The organism is Streptomyces sp. SAT1 (assembly GCF_001654495.1).
Lineage (GTDB): Bacteria > Actinomycetota > Actinomycetes > Streptomycetales > Streptomycetaceae > Streptomyces > Streptomyces andamanensis.
This window is the reverse complement of the sequence record NZ_CP015849.1, coordinates 4,521,453-4,544,623: the sequence shown is the minus strand read 5'-3', so window position 1 is coordinate 4,544,623 and position 23,171 is coordinate 4,521,453. Positions and strand designations below refer to the sequence as shown.

The following is a 23,171-nucleotide window of genomic DNA, read 5'->3' as shown; positions in this document are numbered from 1 at the left end:
TACCACCGGGAAGGGGCCCGCACCCGCGTACGGCGGGAAGGGGACGTGACGGGGGGTGTCCGCCCGCAGCGGTTGGCGCGTCCACGAGGCCCACCCGGCAACCGACCGATTCCGCGCCGTTCCGAGGACGGACACCCCCCGGCGCGGCCCCGCCCCACCCCGCCACGGAAGGCGCGAGGCGCACCCCCACGCACCGCGACGGGCCGCCGCAGGCACCCACCGCACACGGCCCGGAAGCGCACCACGGACCGGAACCCCGCACCGCGACGGGCCGCCGCAGGCACAGCACAGCACGGACCGCACCGACCGCACCGACCGACCGACCACGAGAGGCTGACCCGACGTGCACGACGACCTCATCGCACGGGCCAAGGCATGGCTGGCCGAGGACCCCGACCCGGACACCCGTGACGAACTCGCCGCGCTGCTCGACGCCGGGGACCACGCGGAACTGACCGCCCGGTTCAGCGGCACCCTCCAGTTCGGTACCGCCGGCCTGCGCGGCGAACTCGGCGCCGGCCCCCAGCGCATGAACCGCTCGGTCGTCATCCGCGCCGCCGCCGGCCTCGCCGCGTACCTGAAGAAGCAGGGCCACACCGACGGCCTCGTGGTGATCGGCTACGACGCCCGCCACAAGTCGGCGGACTTCGCCCGCGACACCGCCGCCGTCATGACCGGCGCCGGCCTGCGCGCGGCCGTGCTCCCCCGCCCCCAGCCCACCCCGGTCCTCGCCTTCGCCATCCGGCACCTGGGCGCGGTCGCCGGCGTGGAGGTCACCGCCAGCCACAACCCGCCCCGCGACAACGGCTACAAGGTGTACCTGGGCGACGGCTCCCAGATCGTCCCGCCCGCCGACGCGGAGATCGCGGCGGAGATCGACGCGATCACCACCCTCAGCGCGGTCCCCCGCCCGGACTCCGGCTGGGACACGCTCGGCGACGACGTCCTGGACGCCTACCTGGCCCGTACGGACGCGGTCCTCGCCCCAGGGTCCCCCCGCACGGCCCGCACGGTCTACACCGCGATGCACGGCGTCGGCAAGGAGACCCTGCTCGCCGCGTTCGCCCGCGCCGGCTTCCCGGAGCCCGTCCTGGTCACCGAGCAGGCCGACCCGGACCCGGACTTCCCGACCGTCGCCTTCCCCAACCCGGAAGAGCCCGGCGCGATGGACCTGGCCTTCGCCACGGCCCGCACCACCGAACCCGGCCCCGACCTGATCATCGCCAACGACCCGGACGCGGACCGCTGCGCCGCCGCCGTCAAGGACGGCAACGACTGGCGCATGCTCCGCGGCGACGAGGTCGGCGCGCTGCTCGCCGCCCACCTGGTGGCACGCGGCGCGCACGGCACGTTCGCCGAGTCGATCGTCTCCTCCTCCCTCCTCGGCCGGATCGCGCGGAAGGCGGGCCAGCCGTACGAGGAGACCCTCACCGGCTTCAAGTGGATCGCCCGCGTCGAGGGCCTGCGCTACGGCTACGAGGAGGCCCTCGGCTACTGCGTCGACCCGGACGGCGTCCGCGACAAGGACGGCATCACCGCGGCCCTGCTGATCACCGAACTGGCCTCACAGCTCAAGGAGCAGGGCCGTACGCTGCTCGACCTGCTGGACGACCTGGCCGTCGAGCACGGCCTGCACGCCACCGACCAGCTCTCGGTCCGCGTCGAGGACCTCTCCCTCATCGCCGACGCGATGCGCCGCCTGCGCGAGCAGCCCCCGACCGGCCTGGCCGGCCTGCCCGTGACCCGCGCCGAGGACCTGACGCAGGGCACGGAGACGCTGCCCCCGACGGACGGCCTGCGCTACACGCTCGACGGCGCCCGGGTGATCGTCCGCCCGTCCGGTACGGAGCCGAAGCTGAAGTGCTACCTGGAAGTGGTGGTCCCGGTACCGGACCGCACGCACCTCACGGCGGCCCGCGCGAAGGCGGCGGACCTGCTGGCGGCGGTCAAGCGCGACCTGTCGGAGGCGGCGGGCATCTGACACACGAGGCGCCCCCCGGAACGGATCCGGGGGGCGCCTCGTACACAGGCCCGGTACGTACGCAGCACAGACCCCGCACACAGCACAGACCGCGTACACAGCACAGACCCCGTACGCACCCGCAGGACCCCCGCCCTCACCCCACCGCGAACAGGATCGCCAGCACCACCGCACCGGCGACCGCGGGCCCCGCGATCTCGTAGGCCCACCGGACGGTCACCTCGCCCTGGGCGCCCTCGGCGTGCGCCCGGTTCTCCTGGAGTTCGCGCAGGTCGTTCATGAACTGGTCGCCCTCCGCACGGATGGGCGCGCCGGGCGCACCGGACGCGCCGCCGCGCCCCGCACCACCACCGGCGATGCCGCCGAGCCCGCCGACACCGGCGCCGCTCCGGCCGAAGAGACCGCTGCGCCTCTCGGCCCCGGGCTCCCCCGCGGCGGCGGCCCGCGCCTCCTGCCGGGCGGCACGCTTGCGCGCCCGCAGCGACACGGGCACGGCCCACAGCTGGTACCGCTTCCCGGCCACGGTGACGACCTCGTTGGAGTAGCCGGAGCGCAGACCGGCGACCTGGCTCCAGGGGAGCACGATCACCCGGAAGGGATTGCGGATGCGCAGCCGGTCGTCGTTGACGTACACGGCGGGCCGGAAGGTGAAGGCGGTCACGAGCGGCACGGCGAGGATCATCCCGGCCAGCGCCAGCCACGGGACGCGCCCGCTGCCGGTGAACATCGCGTCGAAGCCCAGCCACAGGATGATGGCGAGCAGCAGGACACCGCCCGCGATGGCGCCGGACGACCGGCGGACCCGGTCCGGGAACTCGGGGGCCGGCGGCTGCGGCGCGGAGGGCTCGTGCTCGGGCGTCGTCATGCCCCCGATTCTGCCCGACCCACGTTTTCCCCCCGCACCACCACCCACCGCGACCACCCCACAAGCACCACCCACCCGCCCGCCGGCTCCGTCCCACAAGCACCACTCACCCACCGGCCCCGCCCCGACCGCGCAAGCACCACCCGCCCACCGGCCCACCCCGCAAGCCCCCTTCCTCCTCTCCCCCCTCCCGTGGCCCGCCCCCAGGGCTGTACAGCCGCTACGCGCGTAGATATGCTCCTCTGGTGACCATGCCCACCACTGCACCCTCCGCGCAGCCGCTCTCCGACGTCACGGCGTCCGACAGCTCCCTGCGCCGCTTCCTGCACGGGCTGCCCGGCGTCGACGCGGTCGGCCTGGAGGCGCGCGCCGCCTCGCTCGGCACCCGTTCCATCAAGACCACCGCGAAGGCGTACGCCATCGACCTCGCCATCTCGATGGTCGACCTGACGACGCTGGAAGGCGCGGACACCCCGGGCAAGGTCCGGGCGCTCGGTGCCAAGGCGGTCCGTCCCGACCCCACGGACCGCACCACGCCCGCCACCGCCGCGGTCTGCGTCTACCCCGACATGGTGGCCGCCGCCAAGGAGGCCGTCGCCGGCTCAGCCGTCAAGGTCGCCTCGGTCGCCACCGCCTTCCCGGCCGGCCGCGCCGCCCTGGACGTGAAGCTGGCCGACGTGCGCGAGGCCGTCGCCGCGGGTGCCGACGAGATCGACATGGTCATCGACCGCGGGGCGTTCCTCGCCGGCCGGTACCTGAAGGTGTTCGACGAGATCACCGCGGTGAAGGAGGCGTGCGGGACCGCCGCCCGGCTGAAGGTCATCTTCGAGACCGGCGAGCTGTCGACGTACGACAACATCCGGCGCGCGAGCTGGCTCGGCATGCTCGCCGGTGCGGACTTCATCAAGACCTCCACCGGCAAGGTCGCCGTCAACGCGACCCCGGCCAACACCCTGCTCATGCTGGAGGCCGTCCGCGACTTCCGGGCGCAGACCGGCGTGCAGGTCGGTGTGAAGCCGGCCGGCGGCATCCGCACCAGCAAGGACGCGATCAAGTTCCTCGTCCTGGTCAACGAGACCGCGGGCGCGGACTGGCTGGACAACCACTGGTTCCGCTTCGGCGCCTCCTCGCTGCTGAACGACCTGCTGATGCAGCGCCAGAAGCTGGCCACCGGCCGCTACTCCGGCCCCGACTACGTGACGGTGGACTGATCCCCATGGCTTCCGCATTCGAGTACGCACCCGCGCCCGAGTCCCGCTCGGTCGTCGACATCGCCCCCTCCTACGGCCTGTTCGTGGACGGCGAGTTCACCGACGCGGCCGACGGCAAGGTCTTCAAGACGGTCAGCCCGTCGACCGAGGAGGTCCTCTCCGAGGTCGCCCAGGCCGGTGCGGCGGACGTCGACCGCGCGGTGAAGGCCGCCCGCAAGGCGTTCGAGAAGTGGTCGGCGCTGCCGGGCGCCGAGCGCGCCAAGTACCTGTTCCGCATCGCCCGGATCATCCAGGAGCGCAGCCGCGAGCTGGCCGTCCTGGAGACCCTGGACAACGGCAAGCCGATCCGGGAGACCCGTGACGCGGACCTCCCGCTGGTCGCGGCGCACTTCTTCTACTACGCGGGCTGGGCCGACAAGCTCGACCACGCCGGCTTCGGCGCCGCCCCGCGCCCGCTGGGCGTGGCCGGCCAGGTCATCCCGTGGAACTTCCCGCTGCTGATGCTGGCGTGGAAGATCGCCCCGGCGCTGGCGACGGGCAACACCGTCGTCCTGAAGCCCGCCGAGACCACCCCCCTGTCCGCCCTGTTCTTCGCGGACATCTGCCGCCAGGCGGGCCTGCCCAGGGGCGTCGTCAACATCCTGCCGGGCTACGGTGACGCGGGCGCCGCGCTCGTCGCGCACCCGGACGTGAACAAGGTGGCGTTCACCGGCTCCACGGCCGTCGGCAAGGAGATCGCGCGCACGGTCGCGGGCACGGGCAAGAAGCTCACCCTGGAACTGGGCGGCAAGGGCGCCAACATCGTCTTCGACGACGCCCCGCTCGACCAGGCCGTCGAGGGCATCGTCACCGGCATCTTCTTCAACCAGGGCCAGGTCTGCTGCGCGGGCTCGCGCCTGCTCGTGCAGGAGTCGGTGCACGACGAGGTGCTGGACGCCCTCAAGCGCCGCCTGAGCACCCTGCGCCTGGGCGACCCGCTGGACAAGAACACCGACATCGGCGCGATCAACTCCGCCGAGCAGTTGGCCCGGATCACCGCGCTGGCCGACCGGGGCGAGGCGGAGGGCGCCGAGCGCTGGTCCCCGGCCTGCGAACTGCCCGGCTCCGGCTACTGGTTCGCCCCGACGCTGTTCACCGGCGTGACCCAGGCGCACACCATCGCCCGCGACGAGATCTTCGGCCCGGTGCTGTCCGTGCTGACCTTCCGCACCCCGGACGAGGCGGTCGCCAAGGCGAACAACACGCAGTACGGCCTGTCGGCGGGCATCTGGACGGAGAAGGGCTCCCGCATCCTGGCGGTGGCGAGCAAGCTCCGCGCGGGCGTGATCTGGTCCAACACGTTCAACAAGTTCGACCCGACCTCGCCCTTCGGCGGGTACAAGGAGTCGGGCTTCGGCCGCGAGGGCGGTCGCCACGGCCTGGAGGCGTACCTCGATGTCTGACCGATCTGACCGACTGTCTGTCTTCAAGACCTACAAGCTGTACGTCGGCGGGAAGTTCCCGCGTTCGGAGAGCGGCCGGGTGTACGAGGTGACGACGCGCACATCAGCCGCCGGCGCGGCGGGCAAGGGCAACTGGCTGGCGAACGCGCCGCAGGCATCCCGCAAGGACGCCCGCGACGCGGTGGTGGCCGCGCGCAAGGCGTTCGGCGGCTGGTCGGGCGCGACGGCGTACAACCGCGGCCAGGTCCTGTACCGGGTCGCCGAGATGCTGGAGGGCCGCCGCGAGCAGTTCGTGCGCGAGGTGGCCGACGCGGAGGGCCTGTCGAAGTCGAAGGCGGCGGCGGTCGTGGACGCCACCGTCGACCGCTGGGTCTGGTACGCCGGCTGGACCGACAAGATCGCCCAGGTGACCGGCGGCGCCAACCCGGTGGCGGGCCCGTTCTTCAACCTGTCCTCCCCGGAGCCGACCGGCGTGGTGGCCGTCCTCGCCCCGCAGGAGTCGTCCTTCCTGGGCCTGGTCTCGGTGCTGGCCCCGGTGATCGCGACCGGCAACACGGCGGTGGTGATCGCGAGCGAGCGGTCCCCGCTGCCCGCGCTCTCCCTGGCCGAGGTGCTGGCCACCTCGGACGTGCCCGGCGGCGTGGTCAACGTCCTGTCCGGCCGCACGGCGGAGATCGCGGCGCCCCTCGCCGCCCACCAGGACGTCAACGCGATCGACCTCGCGGGCGCCGACGAGGCGCTGGCGAAGGAGCTGGAGATCGCCGCGGCGGACAACCTCAAGCGCGTGCTGCGTCCACAGCCTGTGGACGACACTGACTGGACGGCGGCCCCGGGCACCGAGCGCCTGACGGCCTTCCTGGAGACGAAGACGGTCTGGCACCCCACGGGCTCCCTGGGCGCCTCGGGCTCGTCGTACTGACACACCCGCCCGGAGGCGGCACGACCGCCCCGGCCGAAGCCGAGAGCCGCGCCTCCCCTCCGTCCGGGGGAGCCGCGGCTCTCCGCGCGCGACCGGGTCGGCGCGACCGGGTCAGCGCACCGCGCCGAGCACCTGCCCGACCACCGGCACGCTCCCGACCGACGGCGCCTGCGCCACCGGACCGGTGAGCATCTGCGAGGTCAGCGGCTTGAAGTCGGCGAGCTGGGTGCCGACGCCGTTGTCCAGCGGGTCGACGCCGGTCCCCGCCAGCGGGTTGGGCTTGAGCCCGGCCACCGGCCCGGTGATGTACCCGACCGTCCCGGCCAGCGCCTGGACCCCCGCCTGCGGGTCGACCTTGCCGAGCGACCCCGTCTCGTAGTCACCGCCCACGACCGGCAGGCTCGCCGCCTCGGCGGACACCACACCCGCCCCCAGAGCGACACCGATGGTCGTCACGGCGGTCAGTACACGCCGGACGGCGGAACGGGAAGCGGACGCGTGTCGGGCCATTTCTGATGCCACCTTCTGATGCGCAGAGTAACGAGAACAACGCACAGGGTAGTTGAGACCCATCCCACGCACCAAAGCCGACCCGCGCTCTCGGCACCCGGGCAACCATGCGTCAAACTGGTGTTCCGTGAGCCTTCATCCCCCGTCACCCGCCCGCGTCGTGCTGCTCTGCGGCCCCTCCGGTTCGGGCAAGTCCCTGGTCGCCGCCCGTTCCGGGCTGCCTGTGCTGCGTCTCGACGACTTCTACAAGGAGGGGGACGACCCCACGCTGCCGCTGGTGGCGGGGAGTTCGGACATCGACTGGGACCATCCCGGCTCGTGGGACGCGGAGGTCGCCGTGGAGGCGATCGTGCGGCTGTGCGCGACGGGCAGCACCGGGGTCCCGGTGTACGACCTCGCGTCCAGTTCCCGGACCGGCGAGGAGACGCTGCACATCGGGCGGACGCCGCTGTTCGTCGCGGAGGGGATCTTCGCGGCGGAGATCGTGGAGCGCTGCCGCGAGCGGGGCGTGCTGGCCGACGCGCTCTGTCTGGCCCGCGGGCCGGTCACCACCTTCCGGCGGCGTTTCCTGCGGGATCTGAGGGAGGGGCGCAAGTCGGTGCCGTTCCTGCTGCGCCGCGGCTGGCGGCTGCTGCGGACCGAGCGGGCGATCGTCGCCCGCCAGGTCTCCCTCGGCGCGCACGCCTGCGGCCGGGACGAGGCCCTGAGCCGGCTCGCGGCCGCCGCGGCGGGCCGGCAGGCGCGGACGCGTACGGCGGCGTAGCCGCACCCGCGTAGCCGAACCCCGCGTAGCCCAACCCCGCGGCGCCGCACCCCGGGCGCGCACACGGAAACGGAAAGCGGGGCCGGAAGGACCCCCCGGCCCTCCAGCCCCGCTCGTCTCCCCCGTATCCCCGTTATCCCCCGTTTCCCCTGCTCCCCCGTGTCCCCTTTTTCCCCGCCCCCGTGCTTCCCCCGTTCCTCCCCCAGACCTCCGGTTGACCGGCTCAGGCGACCAGTTCGCCGAAGGACTCCTCGTGGTCACGGCCGAAGCTGAGGACCTCGTCCTCGCGCAGCCGGCGCAGCGAGCGCCAGATGCTGGACTTCACCGTGCCGACGCTGATGCCGAGGATGTCCGCGATCTCCGGATCGGTGCGGCCCTCGTAGTAGCGCAGGACCAGCATCGTGCGCTGGAGTTCGGGCAGCCGGGCGAGCGCCTGCCACAGGACGGCGCGCAGTTCGGTGCCGCGCATCGCGTCCGTGTCGCCGGGCGTCTCCGGCAGTTCCTCGGTCGGGTACTCGTTGAGCTTGCGGCGCCGCCAGGCGCTGATGTGCAGGTTGGTCATGGTGCGGCGCAGGTATCCGCCGACCGCCGCCTTGTCACTGATCCGGTCCCACGCCCGGTAGGTCGAGAACAGCGCGCTCTGGAGCAGGTCCTCGGCCTCGTAGCGGTCGCCGGTGAGGTGGTAGGCGGTGGCGTACAGGGAGGCGCGGCGCTCCTGGACGTAGGCGGTGAACTCCACCTCCGACAGGGTGCGGCGCTCCCCCGAGCCCTCCCCGTACGCGCTTCCCCCGTGTGTTTCCCCCGTGGGTGCGTCCACGACCGTCATATAGGCGGCGTGCTGACGCCCGGTGCCGCGAGCACACCCCCGCAGGCTCTGGGCACCGGACTTCTCCGATCCGCGGGTCACGTCGTGCAGACGCGTGACCACTGCGCTGGTGCTGGTGCTGTGCAGCGTGTTCATCTCGCGCCTCCCGTCGGTGGACCTCTGGTGTTCGGATCGCTCTCGTGCTGTGTCGAAAAGCCTGCCGGGGGCACTTCATGGCCGTGTCCGCCGACTGTCACAGACCTGTCACAGGGGTCCGGGCCGGTCGCGGAGGGGAGCGAAGCCGTACAGGTGTCGAAACCCCGGGCCCGCATGGGCCAGAATGAGGCCCGTGCCTTCCCTGTTGCTGATCGAGGACGACGACGCCATCCGGACGGCCCTGGAGCTCTCACTGACGCGCCAGGGTCACCGGGTGGCCACCGCTGCCAGTGGTGAGGACGGTCTGAAGCTGTTGCGCGAGCAGCGGCCGGACCTGATCGTGCTGGACGTGATGCTGCCCGGCATCGACGGGTTCGAGGTGTGCCGGCGCATCCGGCGCACCGACCAGTTGCCGATCATCCTGCTCACGGCGCGCAGCGATGACATCGATGTGGTGGTCGGCCTGGAGTCCGGTGCCGACGACTATGTCGTCAAACCCGTGCAGGGGCGGGTGCTCGACGCCCGGATCCGGGCGGTGCTGCGGCGCGGCGAGCGGGAGGCGAACGACGCGGCGGCCTTCGGCAGCCTGGTCATCGACCGGGCCGCGATGACGGTGACGAAGAACGGCGAGGACCTCCAGCTGACCCCGACCGAGCTGCGGCTGCTGCTGGAGCTGAGCCGGCGGCCCGGTCAGGCGCTGTCGCGGCAGCAGTTGCTGCGGCTGGTGTGGGAGCACGACTACCTGGGTGACTCGCGGCTGGTGGACGCCTGTGTGCAGCGGCTGCGGGCCAAGGTGGAGGACGTGCCGTCCTCGCCGACGCTGATCCGGACCGTGCGTGGCGTCGGCTACCGCCTGGACGCGCCTCAGTGACGAAGGAGCAAGGGGGGTCCGGCGGCTGGACCGCGGGACGCAAGGGTGTGCTGTCGCGGTGGCGCTTCACGAGTCTGCGGCTGCGGCTGGTCGTGGTGTTCGCGCTGGTGGCGCTGACGGCGGCGGTCTCGGCCTCGGGGATCGCGTACTGGCTCAACCGCGAGGCGGTGCTGACCCGCGCGCAGGACGCGGTGCTGCGGGACTTCCGGCAGGAGATGCAGAACCGCGCGGGCACGCTGCCGGTGCACACCACCCAGGACCGGTTGCAGCACACCGCCGGTCAGATGGCGGGCAGCAGCCAGCGGTTCAGTGTGCTGCTGGTGGGCCAGGACACGGACGGGCGCACGATGTACGCCAGTTCGGGCGGGCTGAGCGGCTTCTCGCTGGAGGACGTGCCCGTCTCGCTGCGCACGGCGGTGGACAAGGCGCAGTCGCTCTCCTCGTCGAACAAGTCCCCCTACCACCTGTACTGGCAGCGCATCACCGTGCACGGCACGCCGTATCTGGTGGCCGGTACGAAGGTGATCGGGGGCGGTCCGACCGGCTACATGCTCAAGTCGCTGGAGCCGGAGGCGAAGGACCTCAACTCGCTGGCCTGGTCGCTGGGGATCGCCACCGCGCTGGCACTGGTCGGCGCGGCGCTGCTGGCGCAGGCCGCGGCGACGACCGTGCTGAAGCCGGTGCACCGGCTCGGGGTGGCCGCGCGGCGGCTCGGCGAGGGCCGGCTCGACACCCGGCTGCGGGTGTCCGGCACGGACGAACTCGCCGATCTGTCCCGTACGTTCAACAACGCGGCGGCCGCGCTGGAGAAGCGCGTCGCGGACATGGCCGCCCGGGACGAGGCGTCGCGGCGTTTCGTCGCGGACATGAGCCATGAGCTGCGGACGCCGCTGACCGCCATCACCGCCGTGACGGAGGTGCTGGAGGAGGAGCTGGAGTTCGAGGGCGGCGGTATCGACCCGATGATCGAACCGGCGGTCCGGCTGGTGGTGAGCGAGACCCGGCGGCTGAACGACCTGGTCGAGAACCTGATGGAGGTGACCCGCTTCGACGCGGGCACGGCCCGGCTGGTCCTGGACGACGTCGACATCGCCGACCAGATCACCGCGTGCATCGACGCGCGGGCCTGGCTGGACGCGGTGGAGCTGGACGCCGAGCGCGGCATCCACGCGCAGCTCGACCCGCGGCGGCTGGACGTCATCCTCGCCAATCTGATCGGCAACGCGCTCAAGCACGGCGGCTCGCCGGTACGGGTGTCGGTGCGGGTGTCGGACGGCGGGGAGCCGTCCGGGGCGCCGGAGTCCGCCGGGGAGCGGGAGCCGGGCGCCGCGCCGGGCGCCACGGCGGAACAGGGCGCGCAGATCGTCATCCAGGTGCGCGACCACGGGCCGGGCATCCCGGAGGACGTACTGCCGCATGTCTTCGACCGGTTCTACAAGGCCAGCGCGTCCCGGCCGCGTTCGGAGGGCAGCGGTCTCGGTCTGTCCATCGCGCTGAACAACGCGCACATCCACGGCGGCGACATCACCGCGGCCAACTCGCCCGACGGCGGTGCGGTGTTCACGCTGCGGCTGCCGCGCGACGCCTCCGCGCTCACCGGGGACGGCGCGGAGGGCGACGGACGGCACGGCGCGGGCGCGGCGGGCAACGCGAAGGGGGGTGCCCGGTGAGGGCGCGCGGGACCCGAGGGCGCTGGGCGTCCGCACACCGAAGCGACCGGAACGACCGGAACGACCGGAACGACTGGAACGACTGGAACGACTGGAACGATCGTGGCCGGCGGAGCCGCCGGCCGCGCGGGGCGCTGCTGGCGCTGTCCGCGCTGGCCCTGCTGCTGGCCGGCTGCGGGATCCGGCCGACCGGGGTGCCCACGGACTTCGGCGGCGCGCCGTCGCGGGTGCCGTGCTCGCTGTCCCAGCCGGACGTGGTGACGCAGACCTCGCGCGGGGTGCCGGTGCAGACGTTCCTGCTCTGCGGCGCCTCGCTGGTGACGGTGGACCGCTCGGTGCCGGTGCCGGAGGGCGCGGCGGACGCGCAGCGGCGGCTGATCGTGGCCCGCGGGCTGCTGGGCCAGCTCGCGGCGCCGCCCTCGGCCGCCGAGCAGGCCGCCGGGTACACCACGCACGTCCCGGCCGGTCTGACCGTCTCCGGGCCGCGTCCCAAGGACCCCGAGGACAGTCTGCGGCTGAGCACCGCGCCGGGCGGCCTCGATCCGTACGCGCTCGCCCAGATCGTCTGCACGCTCTCCGACTCGGCGGCGGCCGAGGGCGACGGCTCGGTGGTCCTCGGCGGTCCCGGCGACGACCGCCTGAGCCGCTACGCGTGCACCGACGAGCTGCGCTCCCGCCCCGGCACGACGAAGCCCCCGTCCTCGGAGGTCACGGGCTCCTGAGAGCCGTACGGCCGGGGCGGGGCAGGGGCGGGACGGTTCCGTACGCGCCGGGCCGTACGCGTTGCGCCCTCGCCCGCCGCCGTACGCGCCGTACGCGCCGGACGGGTCCGGGTGTGGCGCGGGACTCACCGGGGTAGGGGCCGGGGGCGGAACCGATCGTGGGGAGCGCCGCGTCTTGGGGGGCGTGCAGCTTGAAGGGTCCGCCTGCGGCAGTGCCGCGTTCCGCGTCCGTGTGGCAGGGAGTGTCCTCCTTGCCGCCCATCTCGCGCTCGTCGCCTGGCTGATGCTGCGCCCGCTGGACGTCCCCTGGGTGATGCCGGCGAATCTGCGCCCGCTCACCACCATCCGCGCCGATCTCGCCCTCGGGGGCGCCCAGGCGGTCCGGCGGATCGGCGAGGGGCTGGTGCTGCTGGCACCGCTGGGGGTCCTGCTGCCGATGGCGCACGGCCGGATCGACTCCCGTCCGCTGCCGTCCGGGCTGCGGACGACCGCGGCGGGCGCGCTGGTGTCCGTGGGGATCGCGCTGTTGCAGTCGGGGGTGCCCGGCCGGGTGGTGGACGTGGACACGATGCTGCTGAACACCGCGGGGGTGGCCCTCGTGCACGGGGCGGTCGTCCCGGCGGTCCGTGCCCGGCTGCGCCGCAGGACCGTTCGGCCGCTGCGGCGGACCGTACCCGCGGAGGAGACGGCTCAGGGTCGGACCCCGACGATTCCCAGGGTCGGGATCGCCCCGTAGAGCGACGCTTCATCCCCTTCGTCTCCGTAGCGTGGAGGTCATGAAGGGGTCCCGCCGGGGCCCGCACCGACAGCCCACGGAGGCATCGAGATGAGCGCCCTTGCCCGTCCCACCCACGGCCGTGTGATCGGCGGAGTGTGTGCCGCGCTGGCCCGGCGCTTCGGCACCTCCGCGACGACGATGCGAGTGATCTTCCTGCTGTCCTGCCTGCTGCCCGGACCGCAGTGCGTGCTCTACCTCGCGCTGTGGATCCTGCTGCCCGCCGAGGGCAGGGCGGGCCGTACCGCGTGGTAGCCGACGCGGCCGTACGCCGCCGGGGCGCACCCTGAAGCAGGGGGTGCGCCCCGGCGGCGTACTGGCCGATCCGGCGTACGGCCGGACCGACGTGCGGCCGGACCGGCGGGGGGCAACCGGGTCGACCGGGTCGGCCGGGTGAGCCGGGTCAGCCCAGCGGGAGGCCGTTGACCGGGAGGCCGTGCGTGGGCAGGCCCTTGACCGGGAGGCCGCCGAGCAGACCGGCGACCGGGGCGGTCGGGCCGTGTTCGAGCATGCTCTGGGCCACCGGCTGGGCGGCGGCGAGGCCCGTCGCTACGGTCGGCTTGGCCTGGTCGAGCGCCTGACCGGCCCCCGGCAGCGCCTTGGTGACGTTCTCGGTGGGGAGCGCCTTGCTGACGGTGCCCAGCGCCTGGCCGGCGTCCGGGGCGGCCGGGGCGGCGTTCGCGGCGCCGGCGCCCGCCGCGGCGAACGCGGCACCGAGGGCGGCGACACCGAGGGTCTTGACGGCAGACTGCTTCATGTAAACGCGTCCTTGACTGGAAGACGGGGGACTGAGCGGTTCTCGACCGTAAACACGGCGAGTGCCGTACCGCAAACATCGAATTGCGGACGGATGGTGAAAACAACTCTCCCCGCCGTCACCCCAGATATCGCGTCATCATCCTTCCGTGGCGGAAGAACCGCTGGTGGAAGCGGTCTGCCGGAACAGCCATTCGGATTTCAGCGCCGCATATCCGGGCTTGATCACATCGTTGATCATGGCCAGACGTTCATCGAAAGGAATGAACGCTGATTTCATCGCATTGACGGAGAACCACTGCATGTCGTCGAGCGTGTAGCCGAACGCGTCGGCAAGGTGCTCGAATTCGCGGCTCAGGGTGGTGTGGGACATCAGGCGGTTGTCGGTGTTGACAGTGGCGCGGAAGTGCAGCCGTCGCAGCAGGCCGATCGGATGCTCCGCGTAGGAGGCGGCGGCGCCGGTCTGGAGGTTGGAGCTGGGGCACAGCTCCAGCGGGATGCGCTTGTCGCGGACGTACGCGGCCAGCCGGCCGAGCACGACCGTGCCGTCCGCGCGGACCTCGATGTCGTCGATGATCCGCACCCCGTGCCCGAGCCGGTCGGCGCCGCACCACTGGAGCGCCTGCCAGATGGACGGCAGCCCGAAGGCTTCGCCGGCGTGGATGGTGAAGTGGTTGTTGGCCCGCTTGAGGAACTCGAAGGCGTCCAGGTGCCGGGTGGGCGGATGACCGGCCTCGGCGCCCGCGATGTCGAAGCCGACGACCCCCGCGTCCCGGTACCGGTCGGCGAGTTCGGCGATCTCCAGCGAGCGCGCCGCGTGCCGCATCGCCGTGAGCAGCGCGCCGATCCGGACCCGCCGCCCGGCGGCGAGCGCGGCCCGCTCCCCTTCCCGGAAGCCCTCGTTGACCGCCTCGACGACCTCCTCAAGGCCCAGGCCGCCCTCCAGGTGCTGCTCGGGGGCGTAACGCACCTCGGCGTAGACGACACCGTCGGCGGCGAGGTCCTCGGCGCACTCGCGGGCCACGCGCACCAGCGCGTCGCGGGTCTGCATCACGCCGACCGTGTGGGAGAAGGTCTCCAGATACCGTTCCAGCGACCCGGAGTCGGCGGCCTCGCGGAACCACAGGCCCAGTTTCTCCGGATCGGTGGTGGGGAGGCGGTCGTAGCCGGTGGCGCGGGCCAGCTCGACGACGGTCGCGGGCCGCAGCCCGCCGTCGAGGTGGTCGTGCAGCAGCACCTTGGGCGCCCGGCGGATCTGGTCACGGCCCGGCGCGTTCCCCGGGCGGGCAGGCTGGCTCGTCATTTTCGCACTCTATGCCCTACGCGCGTAGAAAGCGCCGTGCGCGCGCCGCGTCCCCGGCCGCCGCGCGCCTCCGCACAACCCGCCGATACGTAACGGTGACCGCACGGACGGGTCGCGTACACGGAGCCTTCTGACACTGTTCTGCCATGGCACAGCAAGCGACGCCGGTTCGCACGGCCCGGCTGGGAAGGACGCTCGGCCCGGAGCCGGCCACGGTGAGCGCGGTGGTGCTGCTGCTCCCGGCCGGCCGGGAGACGTCCGCGCGCAGACCCTCCGCGGTGCTGGCCGCCGCCTCGGTACGGACCCTGGGGCGCGGGCTGGCCCGCGCGGGCCGCGCCGAGGGGCTGGCCGCGCATGTGGTCCACTACCGCTACAGCGGCTGGAACGGCAGCGAGGCGCATCTCGCGCAGGACGCCACCTGGGCCGTCGAGGAGACCGTACGGCGCTACGGCGACGTGCCGGTGTGCCTGGCCGGGCTCGACATGGGCGGCCGGGCGGCGCTGCGCTCGGCCGGTCACGAGGCGGTCAACTCCGTGGTGGCCCTGGCCCCTTGGCTGCCCGAGGACGACGTCGCCGCCTCGCCCGAACCGGTCCGGCAGCTGGCCGGGCGCCAGGTGCTGATCGTGCACGGCACCAACGACGAACGCACCGATCCCGAGCTGTCCTTCCGCTTCGCGGAGCGCGCGAAGAAGGCGAACCGGGACGTGTGCCGTTTCGAGGTCCACTCCGACCGGCACGGGTTACGCCAGTACCGCAGCGAAGTCGCCGCGCTCACCGCCGACTTCGTGCTGGGCGCGCTGTTCGACCGGGGTTTCTCCCGGCCGGTCCAGGACGCGCTGGCCGCGCCGCCGCCGCTGGGGCTGCGGATGCCGCTGGCAGCGGGGTTCGGCACGACGCTGCGGCGGCGGTAGACCGTCGCGCCGCCGCCCGGCCGGGCGCGGGGGCCGGTCCGGCGACCGGGCGCGGCACCCCCGCCCAGGTGGCCGGTCGCGGAGGCCCCGCACGGACGGCCGGTTCCGGCGGTCCGGAGGGCGGTCCACCCCGGGGAGCCGGCCCCCGGGGTCCCGGTTGGGGTGTGCCGTCGGGGTTCGGGGGCGGGCGGGGGCGGCCGGTCGTGCTCGTCCGGCCCGTGTGTCCGGGCTTGGTCCGGCCCTTGTGGCGGGCCGTACCGGGCCGTCCCCCGTCACGGCAGCAGTCTGCCGCGCCGGGAGAGCAGGAACTTCTTGAACGCGGCCACCGGCGGGGTGTCCGGATGGCCCTCCAGCCAGGCCACGCCGATCTCGCGGACCGCGCGCGGAGCGGTGACCGTCAGCTCGGCCACGCCGGGCCTGGGGACGGCGGGCGGGGGCAGCAGGGCGACGCCGAGCCCGGCGGCGACCAGGCCCCGCAGGGTCTCCGTCTCCTCCCCCTCGAAGGCGATGCGCGGGGTGAACCCGGCCTCCCGGCACAGCGCGTCGGCGATCCGGCGCATGCCGTAGCCCGGTTCCAGGGTCACGAAGGTCTCCTCGGCGGCCTCGGCCAGCCGGATCCGGCGCCGGGCGGCGAGCCGGTGCCCGGCCGGGACGACCAGGCGCAGCTTCTGCTCGTCGAGGCGGCGGGCGACCAGGTCGGGGGCCTCGGGCACCGGAGAGGTGAGGCAGAGGTCCAGCTCACCGGCGCGCAGCCGCTCCAGCATGGCCTCGCCGTAGTTCTGGACCAGGCTGAAGCGGACCCGGGGGTGGTCGGCGCGGAACGCCTGGAGGAGGCCGGGCACGGTCTCGGCGCCCATGGTGTGCAGAAAGCCGAAGGCGACCTTGCCGGTGGCCGGGTCGGCGTCGGCGCGCACTTCGTCGGCGGCACGGGTGATCTCGGCGAGGGCGCGTTCCACGGAGCCGAGGAAGGTGCGTCCGGCGGGGGTGAGGGAGACGGTGCGGCCGCGCCGGGCGAACAGGTCGACGCCGAGGTCCTGTTCCAGCCGGACCATGGCCCGCGACAGCGTGGACTGCGGGACCCGCATCTCCTGCGCGGCGCGGGTGACGTGTTCGGTGCGGGCGACCCCGGCGAAGTGGGCGAGCCGGGGCGCGAGCAGCCGCGTGATCTCCTCGCTGGTCCGCTCTGTCATGACTTCTGTGTCACCGGACGGTGACAGACGCCCCTGTGACCTCTGCTGATGCACCATGGGAACGATTATGGCGAGTCCGTGCATTGGACGGATGAAGGCGCCCTTCCTACCGTCGAAGCATGTCTCCCGCCGATACCGGGGCGTCCACCGCCGTGGACGCCTCCCCCGCCGTCTCCTCCGACTCCCCGGCCTCGTCCATCTCTCCGGCCTCGTCCGTCTCCTCCGCCGATTCCCGGATGGCGCCCGGCGGTCCCGGCTACCGCCGGATGAGCCTCGCCCTCTTCCTCGCCGGGGTCGCCACCTTCGCCCTGCTGTACTCCACGCAGGCGCTGCTGCCGCTGATCTCCGGCGAGTTCGGGGTCGCGGCGAGCGAGGCGAGCTGGACGGTGGCGGCGGCGACCGGCGGCCTGGCCCTGTTCGTCCTGCCGATGAGCGCGCTCTCGGAGCGTTTCGGACGGCGTACGGTGATGACGGCGTCGCTGGTGGTCGCGGTGGCCGTCGGCCTGCTGGTGCCCTTCGCCCCGTCGCTGGGCGCGCTGGTGGTGCTGCGGGCCCTCCAGGGCGCCGCGCTGGCCGGGGTGCCCGCCTCCGCGCAGGCGTATCTCGCCGAGGAGGTCCGGCCCAAGGCGCTGGTCACGGCGATCGGCCTGTTCGTGGCGGGCAACAGCGTCGGCGGGATGAGCGGCCGGGTCATCACCGGCTGGGTCGCCCAGGAGTGGGGCTGGCGGGTCGCGGTCGGGCTGGTCGGCCTGATCGCGGTGGCGTGCGCGGTGGCCTTCCGCCTGCTGCTGCCGGCGCCGCGCCACTTCACACCGGGCTCGCTGCGCCCGCGGGTGCTGGCCGGCACGGTCCGCGACCACCTCTCCGACCCGCTGCTGCGCCGCCTGTACGCGATCGGCGCGCTGTTCATGACGGTGTTCGGCGGCGTCTACACGGTGATCGGCTACCGCCTGACCGAGGCGCCCTTCTCGCTCCCGCAGGGCATCGTCGGCTCGATCTTCCTGGTGTACCTGGTGGGCACGGTGTCGGCGTCGACGGCCGGCCGTCTGGTGGGGCGGCTGGGCCGCCGGGGCGCCCTGTACCTGGCGGGCGCCACGACGGCGGCGGGCCTGCTGCTGTCCGTGCCGGACTCGCTGGTGTCCGTGCTGCTGGGCCTGGTCCTGATCACCGCGGGCTTCTTCGCCGGGCACGCGGTGGCCTCCTCGGCGGTCAGCAGGACCGCGTCGCACGGCCGCGCCCAGGCGTCCGCCCTGTACCAGTCCGCGTACTACATCGGCTCCAGCGTGGGCAGCACGGTCGGTGCGACGGCCTTCCACGGCCAGGGCTGGGACGGCACGGTCGGCGTCGGCCTGCTGGCCGTGGCGGGGGTCGTGGCGATCACGGCACTCGGCTCGCGCGCGGCCCGGCGCACGGCACGGCGCGAGGCGGCGGTGGCCTGAGCCGGACCGGCACCGGCTCCCTCACCCTGCCCTCCTGACCCTCCTGACCTGCCGGTTTACCGGCTCCGGGGGCCGTTGTCAGTGGGCTGCGGTAGCTTCCGGGGTGTCGGGTGCGACGACGCACTCGGACGGTACGGCCACAGGGGTGGGTGGACGACGATGGGCGACGGCACGGCGGCGACGGCGGACCTCGCGACACAGCTGGAGAAGCACCGCGTCGAGCTGACCGGTTACTGCTACCGCATGCTCGGCTCGTCCTTCGAGGCGGAGGACGCGGTCCAGGACACCCTGGTGCGCGCCTGGCGCAGCCACGACCGGTTCGAGGGCCGCTCCAGCCTGCGTTCCTGGCTGTACCGGATCGCGACGAACGTGTGCCTGGACATGCTGACGGCGGGCGGCAAGCGGGCCAGACCGATGGACCTGACCGAGTCGACACCGCTGGCGCAGGCGGCCCTGGCCCCCCGCCCGGACCATGTGTGGCTGGAGCCGGTGCCGGACGGCCGGGTGCTGCCCACGGCCGGGGACCCGGCGGAGGCGGCCGTCGCCAAGGAGTCCGTGCGGCTCGCCTTCATGGCCGCGCTCCAGCGGCTGCCGCCCAAGCAGCGGGCCGTGCTGATCCTGCGCGAGGTGCTGGCCTGGCGGGCGAGCGAGGTCGCCGAGCTGCTCGGCACCACGGTCGCCTCGGTCAACAGCGCCCTCCAGCGGGCCCGCGCCACCCTCGCCGAGCGGGAGGAGAGCGGCGCGGGCGCCGAGGTGTCCGACCCGCTGGACGAGGAACAGCAGAAGCTCCTGGAGCGCTATGTGAAGGCGTTCGAGGGGTACGACATGACGGCGCTGACCGCGCTGCTGCACGAGGACGCGGTCATGACGATGCCGCCGTTCGACCTGTGGCTGACCGGCCCGTCCGACATCACCGGCTTCATGTCGACGATGGGCGCGGCCTGCGCGAACTCCCGGCTGGTGCCGGTGCGGGCCAACGGCCTGCCCGCCTTCGCCCAGTACAAGCCGGACCCGGAGAAGGGCGGCTACGCGCCGTGGGCGGTGCAGGTGCTGGAGGTCTCAGCGGGCCGGATCACCGGGTTCCACTGCTTCCTGGACACCCAGCGGTGGTTCCCGCTGTTCGGGCTGCCCCTCCGTCTCGAAGGCGAGGCCGACCAGGTCGAGCAGCAGGGGTAGCGCGGGGTCGGGATCGCGCAGCCGGATCCGCCCGCCGGACCGGCGGGCGGCCAGCTGGAGCCGCGCCAGCAGGTCCACGGCCCACAGGCCCGGCGGTCCCAGCCCGCCGACGTCACAGACGACGACCCCGGGCGGCCCTCCCGCTTCCAGCAGCGAACGTACGGCGGCGCAGAGCCCGGCCACCTCGTCACGCGTGACGGGGCCGGTCAGCACGAGCACGGCGGGTGTCCTGGCATCCACGTGCGGTAGACAGCCGCGACGGCCTGAACTCATCGGCACGGCTCGGCCCGAACCTCTCGGCGCGGCCCGGCGTGTTCCGGTCCCGCGCCCGCCCGGGGAGCACCCCGCGCCTCCTTGAGTACGCCCTTTGAGTACGCGGTGTGAGTACGCGCGCCCATGTCCGGCCCGCCGTCGCCCGGCAGCATGCTGCCCATGACACGAGGTCCGCTTGCCCCGTCCGCCCAGCCCGTGCCGCCCGTACCGCCCGGCGCGGCCACCTCCGGTCCGCGTGCGGCCGGTCCGCGTCCGGCCGGCTCGCGCCGTACCCGGGTGACGGTGGCCGTGGGGCTGACGGCGCTCGCCACCGTGCTCAGCCTCGGCGCGGGGCTGACGGCGCGGCAGTGGTGGGACGGCGACGCCTATCCGGTCGCCGACCCGGCCGTCACCGCCGACCGGCTGGACGCCCGCGCCCAGGAGGTCTACGCGGCCCTCGCCCTGCCGGACGCCGAGCTGGACGACCAGCCCACGAGCAGCCCGCGCCACCAGGCCGAGACCGACTGCCCCTACACCGGTCTGAGCCACCTGGCGGACCAGTTCAACGACGCGCCGCCGAACATGCCCGGCGTGGTCACCGTGAGCAGCCGGTGGACGCTGAAGAACGTCCCCGACTCCGCGGGGCAGTCGGCGCTGCGGCGGGCAGCCGCCGAACTGCGGCGGCAGGGCTGGGACATCACCGAGAACGCGACCGCCGACCAGAGGACCACCCTGCGGGCGGTACCGCCCGGCGGCGGCGCGACCCTGTACGCCAGGGCCCTCCCCGGCGACCGGCTCGCCGTGTCCGCCGCCGCAAAGTGCGCCCGCTACCCGGAGAACACCCCGATCGGCGCGGACGGGAACCCCGAACTCCCGCCGCAGCGGCTGCCGGACGGCCTGCGCCGCTGATCCGCCGGCGACCGGGCGGAGATCACATTGACCGCCCGCCCTCCCCCGCCGGAGGGTGGGCGGCATGCGCCACGGACCCCCGCCGCCCCCGACACCCGCAGGACCGCCGACCGCCGAGGGGGCCGTGTGCAAGGGGTGCTGACCGGTTTCGCGGTCATCGCCGTGGTCATCGGTGTGGGGTACGTCCTGGGCCGGCGCGGCTCGCTCGGTGAGCAGGGCCGCGAGGTGCTGACCCGGCTTGCCTTCCAGGTGGCGACCCCGGCCCTGCTGTTCACCACGCTGGCCCGCGCCGATCTGTCCGTGGTGTTCTCCAGCCGGCTGCTGGTGACGGCGCTGAGCACGGCGGCGGCAGCGGGGGTGTTCGTCGCGGCCGGTGCCGTGCGCCGCTGGGGCGTGGGCCGCACCACCATCGGCGCGCTCTGCTCCAGTTACGTCAACTCCGGGAACCTGGGCATCCCGATCGCCGCGTACGTCCTCGGTGACGCCTCCCTGGTGGCGCCGGTGCTGCTGTTCCAGCAGATCGTCGTCACCCCGGTCGCGCTGACGGTGCTCGACCTGACCGGCGCGGGCGACAAGGGGCCGCTGTGGCGGCGGCTGCTCACTCCGCTGCGCAATCCGATCGCGGTGGGCGCGCTCGGCGGCGTCCTGGTCTCGGGGACGGGGCTGTCGCTTCCCGGCCCGGTGCTGGAGCCGCTGACCCTGATCGCCAACATGTCCGTCCCGGCCGTCCTGCTCGCGTACGGCATCGCGCTGCGCGGCAGCGCCGCGCCCGGCCGGGGGCTCGACCGCCGGCCGGTGCTGCTGTCGGTGGCGTTGAAGGCCGTGTGCCAGCCGGTGGCCGCCTGGGCGCTGGCGGCGGGCGTCTTCGGACTGCACGGCGCCGCGCTGCTGGACGTGGTGGTGACCTCGGCGCTGCCCGCCGCGCAGAACCTCTTCACCTACGCGAGCCGGTACGGCGTCGGCGAGGACCTGGCCCGCGAGTCGATCCTGCTCTCGACGGTGCTGTCGGTACCGGTCCTGGTGGCGGTGGCGGCACTGCTGGGCTGACGGCGCCTCAGTCCCGTACCGGACACCGGGATCCAGGCCCCGTACGCCGGACGGGACCGGTGACGCTGCACCGGTCCCGTCCGTCCGCGTACGCGGGCTGCACACCGCAGTCCGCGGGCCGCGGGTCAGGCGATGCGCTCCAGGACCACCGGCGAGGCGCTGAAGTCCGTGCCCGCCGGGGCGACGTCGTAGGAGCCGGCCACGGCCTCCAAGGCGTACGCGAAGCGGTCCGGGGTGTCGGTGTGCAGGGTCAGCAGAGGCTGGCCCGCGGTGACCGGGTCACCGGGCTTGGCGTGCAGTTCGACGCCCGCCGCCGCCTGCACCGGGTCCTCCTTGCGGGCGCGGCCGGCGCCGAGGCGCCAGGCGGCGACACCGACGGCGTAGGCGTCCAGGCGGGTGAGGACACCGGAGGAGGGGGCCGTGACGACGTGCTGCTCCCGGGAGGTGGGCAGCGCGGCGTCCGGGTCGCCGCCCTGCGCGGCGATCATGCGGCGCCACACGTCCATGGCGGAGCCGTCGGCCAGCGCCTTGGCCGGGTCGGCGTCCTTCAGGCCGGCCGCGTCCAGCATCTCCCGGGCCAGGGCCAGGGTCAGTTCGACGACGTCGGCGGGGCCGCCGCCGGCCAGCACCTCGACGGACTCGCGGACCTCCAGGGCGTTGCCCGCGGTCAGGCCGAGCGGGGTGGACATGTCGGTGAGCAGCGCGACCGTCTTCACCCCGTGGTCGGTGCCCAGGCCGACCATGGTGGAGGCCAGTTCGCGGGCGTCCTCGACGGTCTTCATGAAGGCGCCGGAGCCGACCTTGACGTCCAGGACCAGCGAGCCGGTGCCCTCGGCGATCTTCTTGGACATGATGGAGGAGGCGATCAGCGGGATCGCCTCGACCGTGCCGGTGACGTCCCGCAGGGCGTAGAGCTTCTTGTCGGCGGGGGCGAGGCCGTCGCCCGCCGCGCAGATCACCGCGCCGACGCCGTCCAGCACGGACAGCATCTCCTCGTTGGACAGCAGGGCGCGCCAGCCGGGGATGGACTCCAGCTTGTCCAGGGTGCCGCCGGTGTGGCCGAGGCCGCGCCCGGACAGCTGCGGGACGGCCGCGCCGCAGGCGGCCACGAGCGGGGCCAGCGGCAGGGTGATCTTGTCGCCGACGCCGCCGGTGGAGTGCTTGTCGGCGGTGGGCCGCGACAGCGAGGAGAAGTCCATGCGCTCGCCGGAGGCGATCATCGCGGCGGTCCAGCGGGCGATCTCCCGCCGGTCCATGCCGTTGAGCAGGATGGCCATGGCGAGCGCGGACATCTGCTCGTCGGCGACCTCCCCGCGGGTGTACGCGTCGATGACCCAGTCGATCTGCTCGTCGCTGAGTCCGCCGCGGTCCCGCTTGGTGCGGATGACGGAGATGGCGTCCATGGCCATGGTTGTTTCGCTTCCTTCCGGGGTGCGAAGGTCTTGTTCGAACGGGTGCGGCCCCTCCGCGCCGCGCCGGGCTCACCCGCAGGGGGCTG

Annotated in this window: 23 protein-coding genes; 15 read left to right on the top strand and 8 right to left on the bottom strand. The window is 73.7% G+C overall.

Annotation, left to right across the window (positions count from 1 at the left end; genetic code table 11):
- The first annotated feature begins 343 nt into the window (after nt 1-343).
- On the top strand, nt 344-1,981 hold the full coding sequence (locus A8713_RS19740; protein ID WP_064534907.1) for a phospho-sugar mutase: 1,638 nt from the start codon (nt 344-346) through the stop codon (nt 1,979-1,981).
- A 136-nt stretch (nt 1,982-2,117) separates the two neighbouring features.
- Here A8713_RS19740 and A8713_RS19735 read toward each other — a convergent pair whose 3' ends face one another.
- On the bottom strand, nt 2,118-2,846 hold the full coding sequence (locus A8713_RS19735) for a PH domain-containing protein (protein ID WP_064534906.1): 729 nt from the start codon (nt 2,844-2,846) through the stop codon (nt 2,118-2,120).
- 251 nt (nt 2,847-3,097) lie between these two features.
- Between A8713_RS19735 and deoC the strand changes: the two genes are divergently transcribed.
- Genes deoC through A8713_RS19720 form a run of 3 tightly spaced genes read left to right on the top strand, consistent with a single transcriptional unit; the run spans nt 3,098 to nt 6,418 of the window.
- The gene (gene deoC / locus A8713_RS19730; RefSeq protein ID WP_064534905.1) at nt 3,098-4,057 is read left to right on the top strand and encodes a deoxyribose-phosphate aldolase; all 960 of its coding nucleotides are present in this window, start codon (nt 3,098-3,100) and stop codon (nt 4,055-4,057) included.
- Between the two features lie 5 nt (nt 4,058-4,062).
- A complete protein-coding gene (locus A8713_RS19725; RefSeq protein ID WP_064534904.1) occupies nt 4,063-5,499 on the top strand; it encodes an aldehyde dehydrogenase family protein in 1,437 nt (478 codons plus the stop codon).
- Nucleotides 5,492-6,418, top strand: coding sequence for an aldehyde dehydrogenase family protein (locus A8713_RS19720; RefSeq protein WP_064534903.1), 927 nt, complete (start codon nt 5,492-5,494; stop codon nt 6,416-6,418). Before A8713_RS19725 ends, A8713_RS19720 begins: the two co-directional genes overlap by 8 nt.
- 111 nt (nt 6,419-6,529) lie before the next feature.
- On the opposite strand, the gene A8713_RS19715 is transcribed toward A8713_RS19720, so the two are convergent.
- On the bottom strand, nt 6,530-6,928 hold the full coding sequence (locus tag A8713_RS19715; RefSeq protein ID WP_037887919.1) for a hypothetical protein: 399 nt from the start codon (nt 6,926-6,928) through the stop codon (nt 6,530-6,532).
- A gap of 160 nt (nt 6,929-7,088) precedes the next feature.
- On the opposite strand from A8713_RS19715, the gene A8713_RS19710 reads away from it, so the two are divergent.
- Nucleotides 7,089-7,691 carry a uridine kinase family protein gene (locus tag A8713_RS19710; RefSeq protein ID WP_064534902.1) on the top strand — a complete coding sequence of 201 codons (603 nt, stop codon included), beginning with the start codon at nt 7,089-7,091 and terminating at the stop codon, nt 7,689-7,691.
- A 223-nt stretch (nt 7,692-7,914) separates the two neighbouring features.
- On the opposite strand, the gene A8713_RS19705 is transcribed toward A8713_RS19710, so the two are convergent.
- Nucleotides 7,915-8,652 (bottom strand): SigE family RNA polymerase sigma factor, encoded by a 738-nt coding sequence (locus A8713_RS19705; protein WP_064534901.1) that lies wholly within the window; start codon nt 8,650-8,652, stop codon nt 7,915-7,917.
- 193 nt (nt 8,653-8,845) lie between these two features.
- Between A8713_RS19705 and afsQ1 the strand changes: the two genes are divergently transcribed.
- The 5 genes from afsQ1 to A8713_RS19680 all read left to right on the top strand — a co-directional run bounded on the left by afsQ1 (nt 8,846) and on the right by A8713_RS19680 (nt 12,945).
- Complete coding sequence (afsQ1, locus tag A8713_RS19700; protein WP_158679181.1) at nt 8,846-9,523, top strand: two-component system response regulator AfsQ1; 678 nt, start codon at nt 8,846-8,848, stop codon at nt 9,521-9,523.
- Complete coding sequence (locus tag A8713_RS19695) at nt 9,520-11,193, top strand: sensor histidine kinase (RefSeq protein ID WP_064534900.1); 1,674 nt, start codon at nt 9,520-9,522, stop codon at nt 11,191-11,193. Before afsQ1 ends, A8713_RS19695 begins: the two co-directional genes overlap by 4 nt.
- Before the next feature lie 134 nt (nt 11,194-11,327).
- On the top strand, nt 11,328-11,915 hold the full coding sequence (locus A8713_RS19690; RefSeq protein WP_064537599.1) for a hypothetical protein: 588 nt from the start codon (nt 11,328-11,330) through the stop codon (nt 11,913-11,915).
- 184 nt (nt 11,916-12,099) lie between these two features.
- Nucleotides 12,100-12,651 (top strand): VanZ family protein, encoded by a 552-nt coding sequence (locus A8713_RS19685; RefSeq protein WP_064534898.1) that lies wholly within the window; start codon nt 12,100-12,102, stop codon nt 12,649-12,651.
- Between the two features lie 90 nt (nt 12,652-12,741).
- Nucleotides 12,742-12,945 carry a PspC domain-containing protein gene (locus A8713_RS19680; RefSeq protein ID WP_064534896.1) on the top strand — a complete coding sequence of 68 codons (204 nt, stop codon included), beginning with the start codon at nt 12,742-12,744 and terminating at the stop codon, nt 12,943-12,945.
- A gap of 148 nt (nt 12,946-13,093) precedes the next feature.
- Here the strand turns inward: A8713_RS19680 and A8713_RS19675 are convergent, their stop codons facing one another.
- Together A8713_RS19675 and A8713_RS19670 are read right to left on the bottom strand one after the other, a co-directional pair.
- Nucleotides 13,094-13,447, bottom strand: coding sequence for a hypothetical protein (locus tag A8713_RS19675; protein WP_018565048.1), 354 nt, complete (start codon nt 13,445-13,447; stop codon nt 13,094-13,096).
- A 138-nt stretch (nt 13,448-13,585) separates the two neighbouring features.
- Nucleotides 13,586-14,749: an adenosine deaminase gene (locus A8713_RS19670; RefSeq protein WP_064534894.1), complete on the bottom strand. Its 1,164-nt coding sequence runs from the start codon at nt 14,747-14,749 to the stop codon at nt 13,586-13,588.
- A gap of 146 nt (nt 14,750-14,895) precedes the next feature.
- On the opposite strand from A8713_RS19670, the gene A8713_RS19665 reads away from it, so the two are divergent.
- A complete protein-coding gene (locus tag A8713_RS19665; RefSeq protein WP_079159048.1) occupies nt 14,896-15,660 on the top strand; it encodes an alpha/beta hydrolase in 765 nt (254 codons plus the stop codon).
- Between the two features lie 272 nt (nt 15,661-15,932).
- Here A8713_RS19665 and A8713_RS19660 read toward each other — a convergent pair whose 3' ends face one another.
- Nucleotides 15,933-16,907 (bottom strand): LysR family transcriptional regulator, encoded by a 975-nt coding sequence (locus A8713_RS19660; RefSeq protein ID WP_173860874.1) that lies wholly within the window; start codon nt 16,905-16,907, stop codon nt 15,933-15,935.
- A 62-nt stretch (nt 16,908-16,969) separates the two neighbouring features.
- On the opposite strand from A8713_RS19660, the gene A8713_RS19655 reads away from it, so the two are divergent.
- Complete coding sequence (locus A8713_RS19655; RefSeq protein ID WP_064534890.1) at nt 16,970-18,289, top strand: MFS transporter; 1,320 nt, start codon at nt 16,970-16,972, stop codon at nt 18,287-18,289.
- Between the two features lie 159 nt (nt 18,290-18,448).
- On the top strand, nt 18,449-19,465 hold the full coding sequence (locus A8713_RS19650) for a sigma-70 family RNA polymerase sigma factor (RefSeq protein WP_064534888.1): 1,017 nt from the start codon (nt 18,449-18,451) through the stop codon (nt 19,463-19,465).
- On the opposite strand, the gene A8713_RS32445 is transcribed toward A8713_RS19650, so the two are convergent.
- A complete protein-coding gene (locus tag A8713_RS32445) occupies nt 19,349-19,738 on the bottom strand; it encodes an STAS domain-containing protein (protein ID WP_159393145.1) in 390 nt (129 codons plus the stop codon). The genes A8713_RS19650 and A8713_RS32445 overlap by 117 nt on opposite strands.
- Before the next feature lie 159 nt (nt 19,739-19,897).
- Here A8713_RS32445 and A8713_RS19645 point away from each other — a divergent pair, with 159 nt between their 5' ends.
- Both A8713_RS19645 and A8713_RS19640 read left to right on the top strand, forming a co-directional pair.
- A complete protein-coding gene (locus tag A8713_RS19645; protein ID WP_159393109.1) occupies nt 19,898-20,626 on the top strand; it encodes a hypothetical protein in 729 nt (242 codons plus the stop codon).
- A 126-nt stretch (nt 20,627-20,752) separates the two neighbouring features.
- Complete coding sequence (locus A8713_RS19640; protein WP_064534884.1) at nt 20,753-21,673, top strand: AEC family transporter; 921 nt, start codon at nt 20,753-20,755, stop codon at nt 21,671-21,673.
- A 125-nt stretch (nt 21,674-21,798) separates the two neighbouring features.
- Here A8713_RS19640 and A8713_RS19635 read toward each other — a convergent pair whose 3' ends face one another.
- Nucleotides 21,799-23,082 carry a thymidine phosphorylase gene (locus tag A8713_RS19635; protein ID WP_064534882.1) on the bottom strand — a complete coding sequence of 428 codons (1,284 nt, stop codon included), beginning with the start codon at nt 23,080-23,082 and terminating at the stop codon, nt 21,799-21,801.
- Nucleotides 23,083-23,171: the final 89 nt, after the last annotated feature.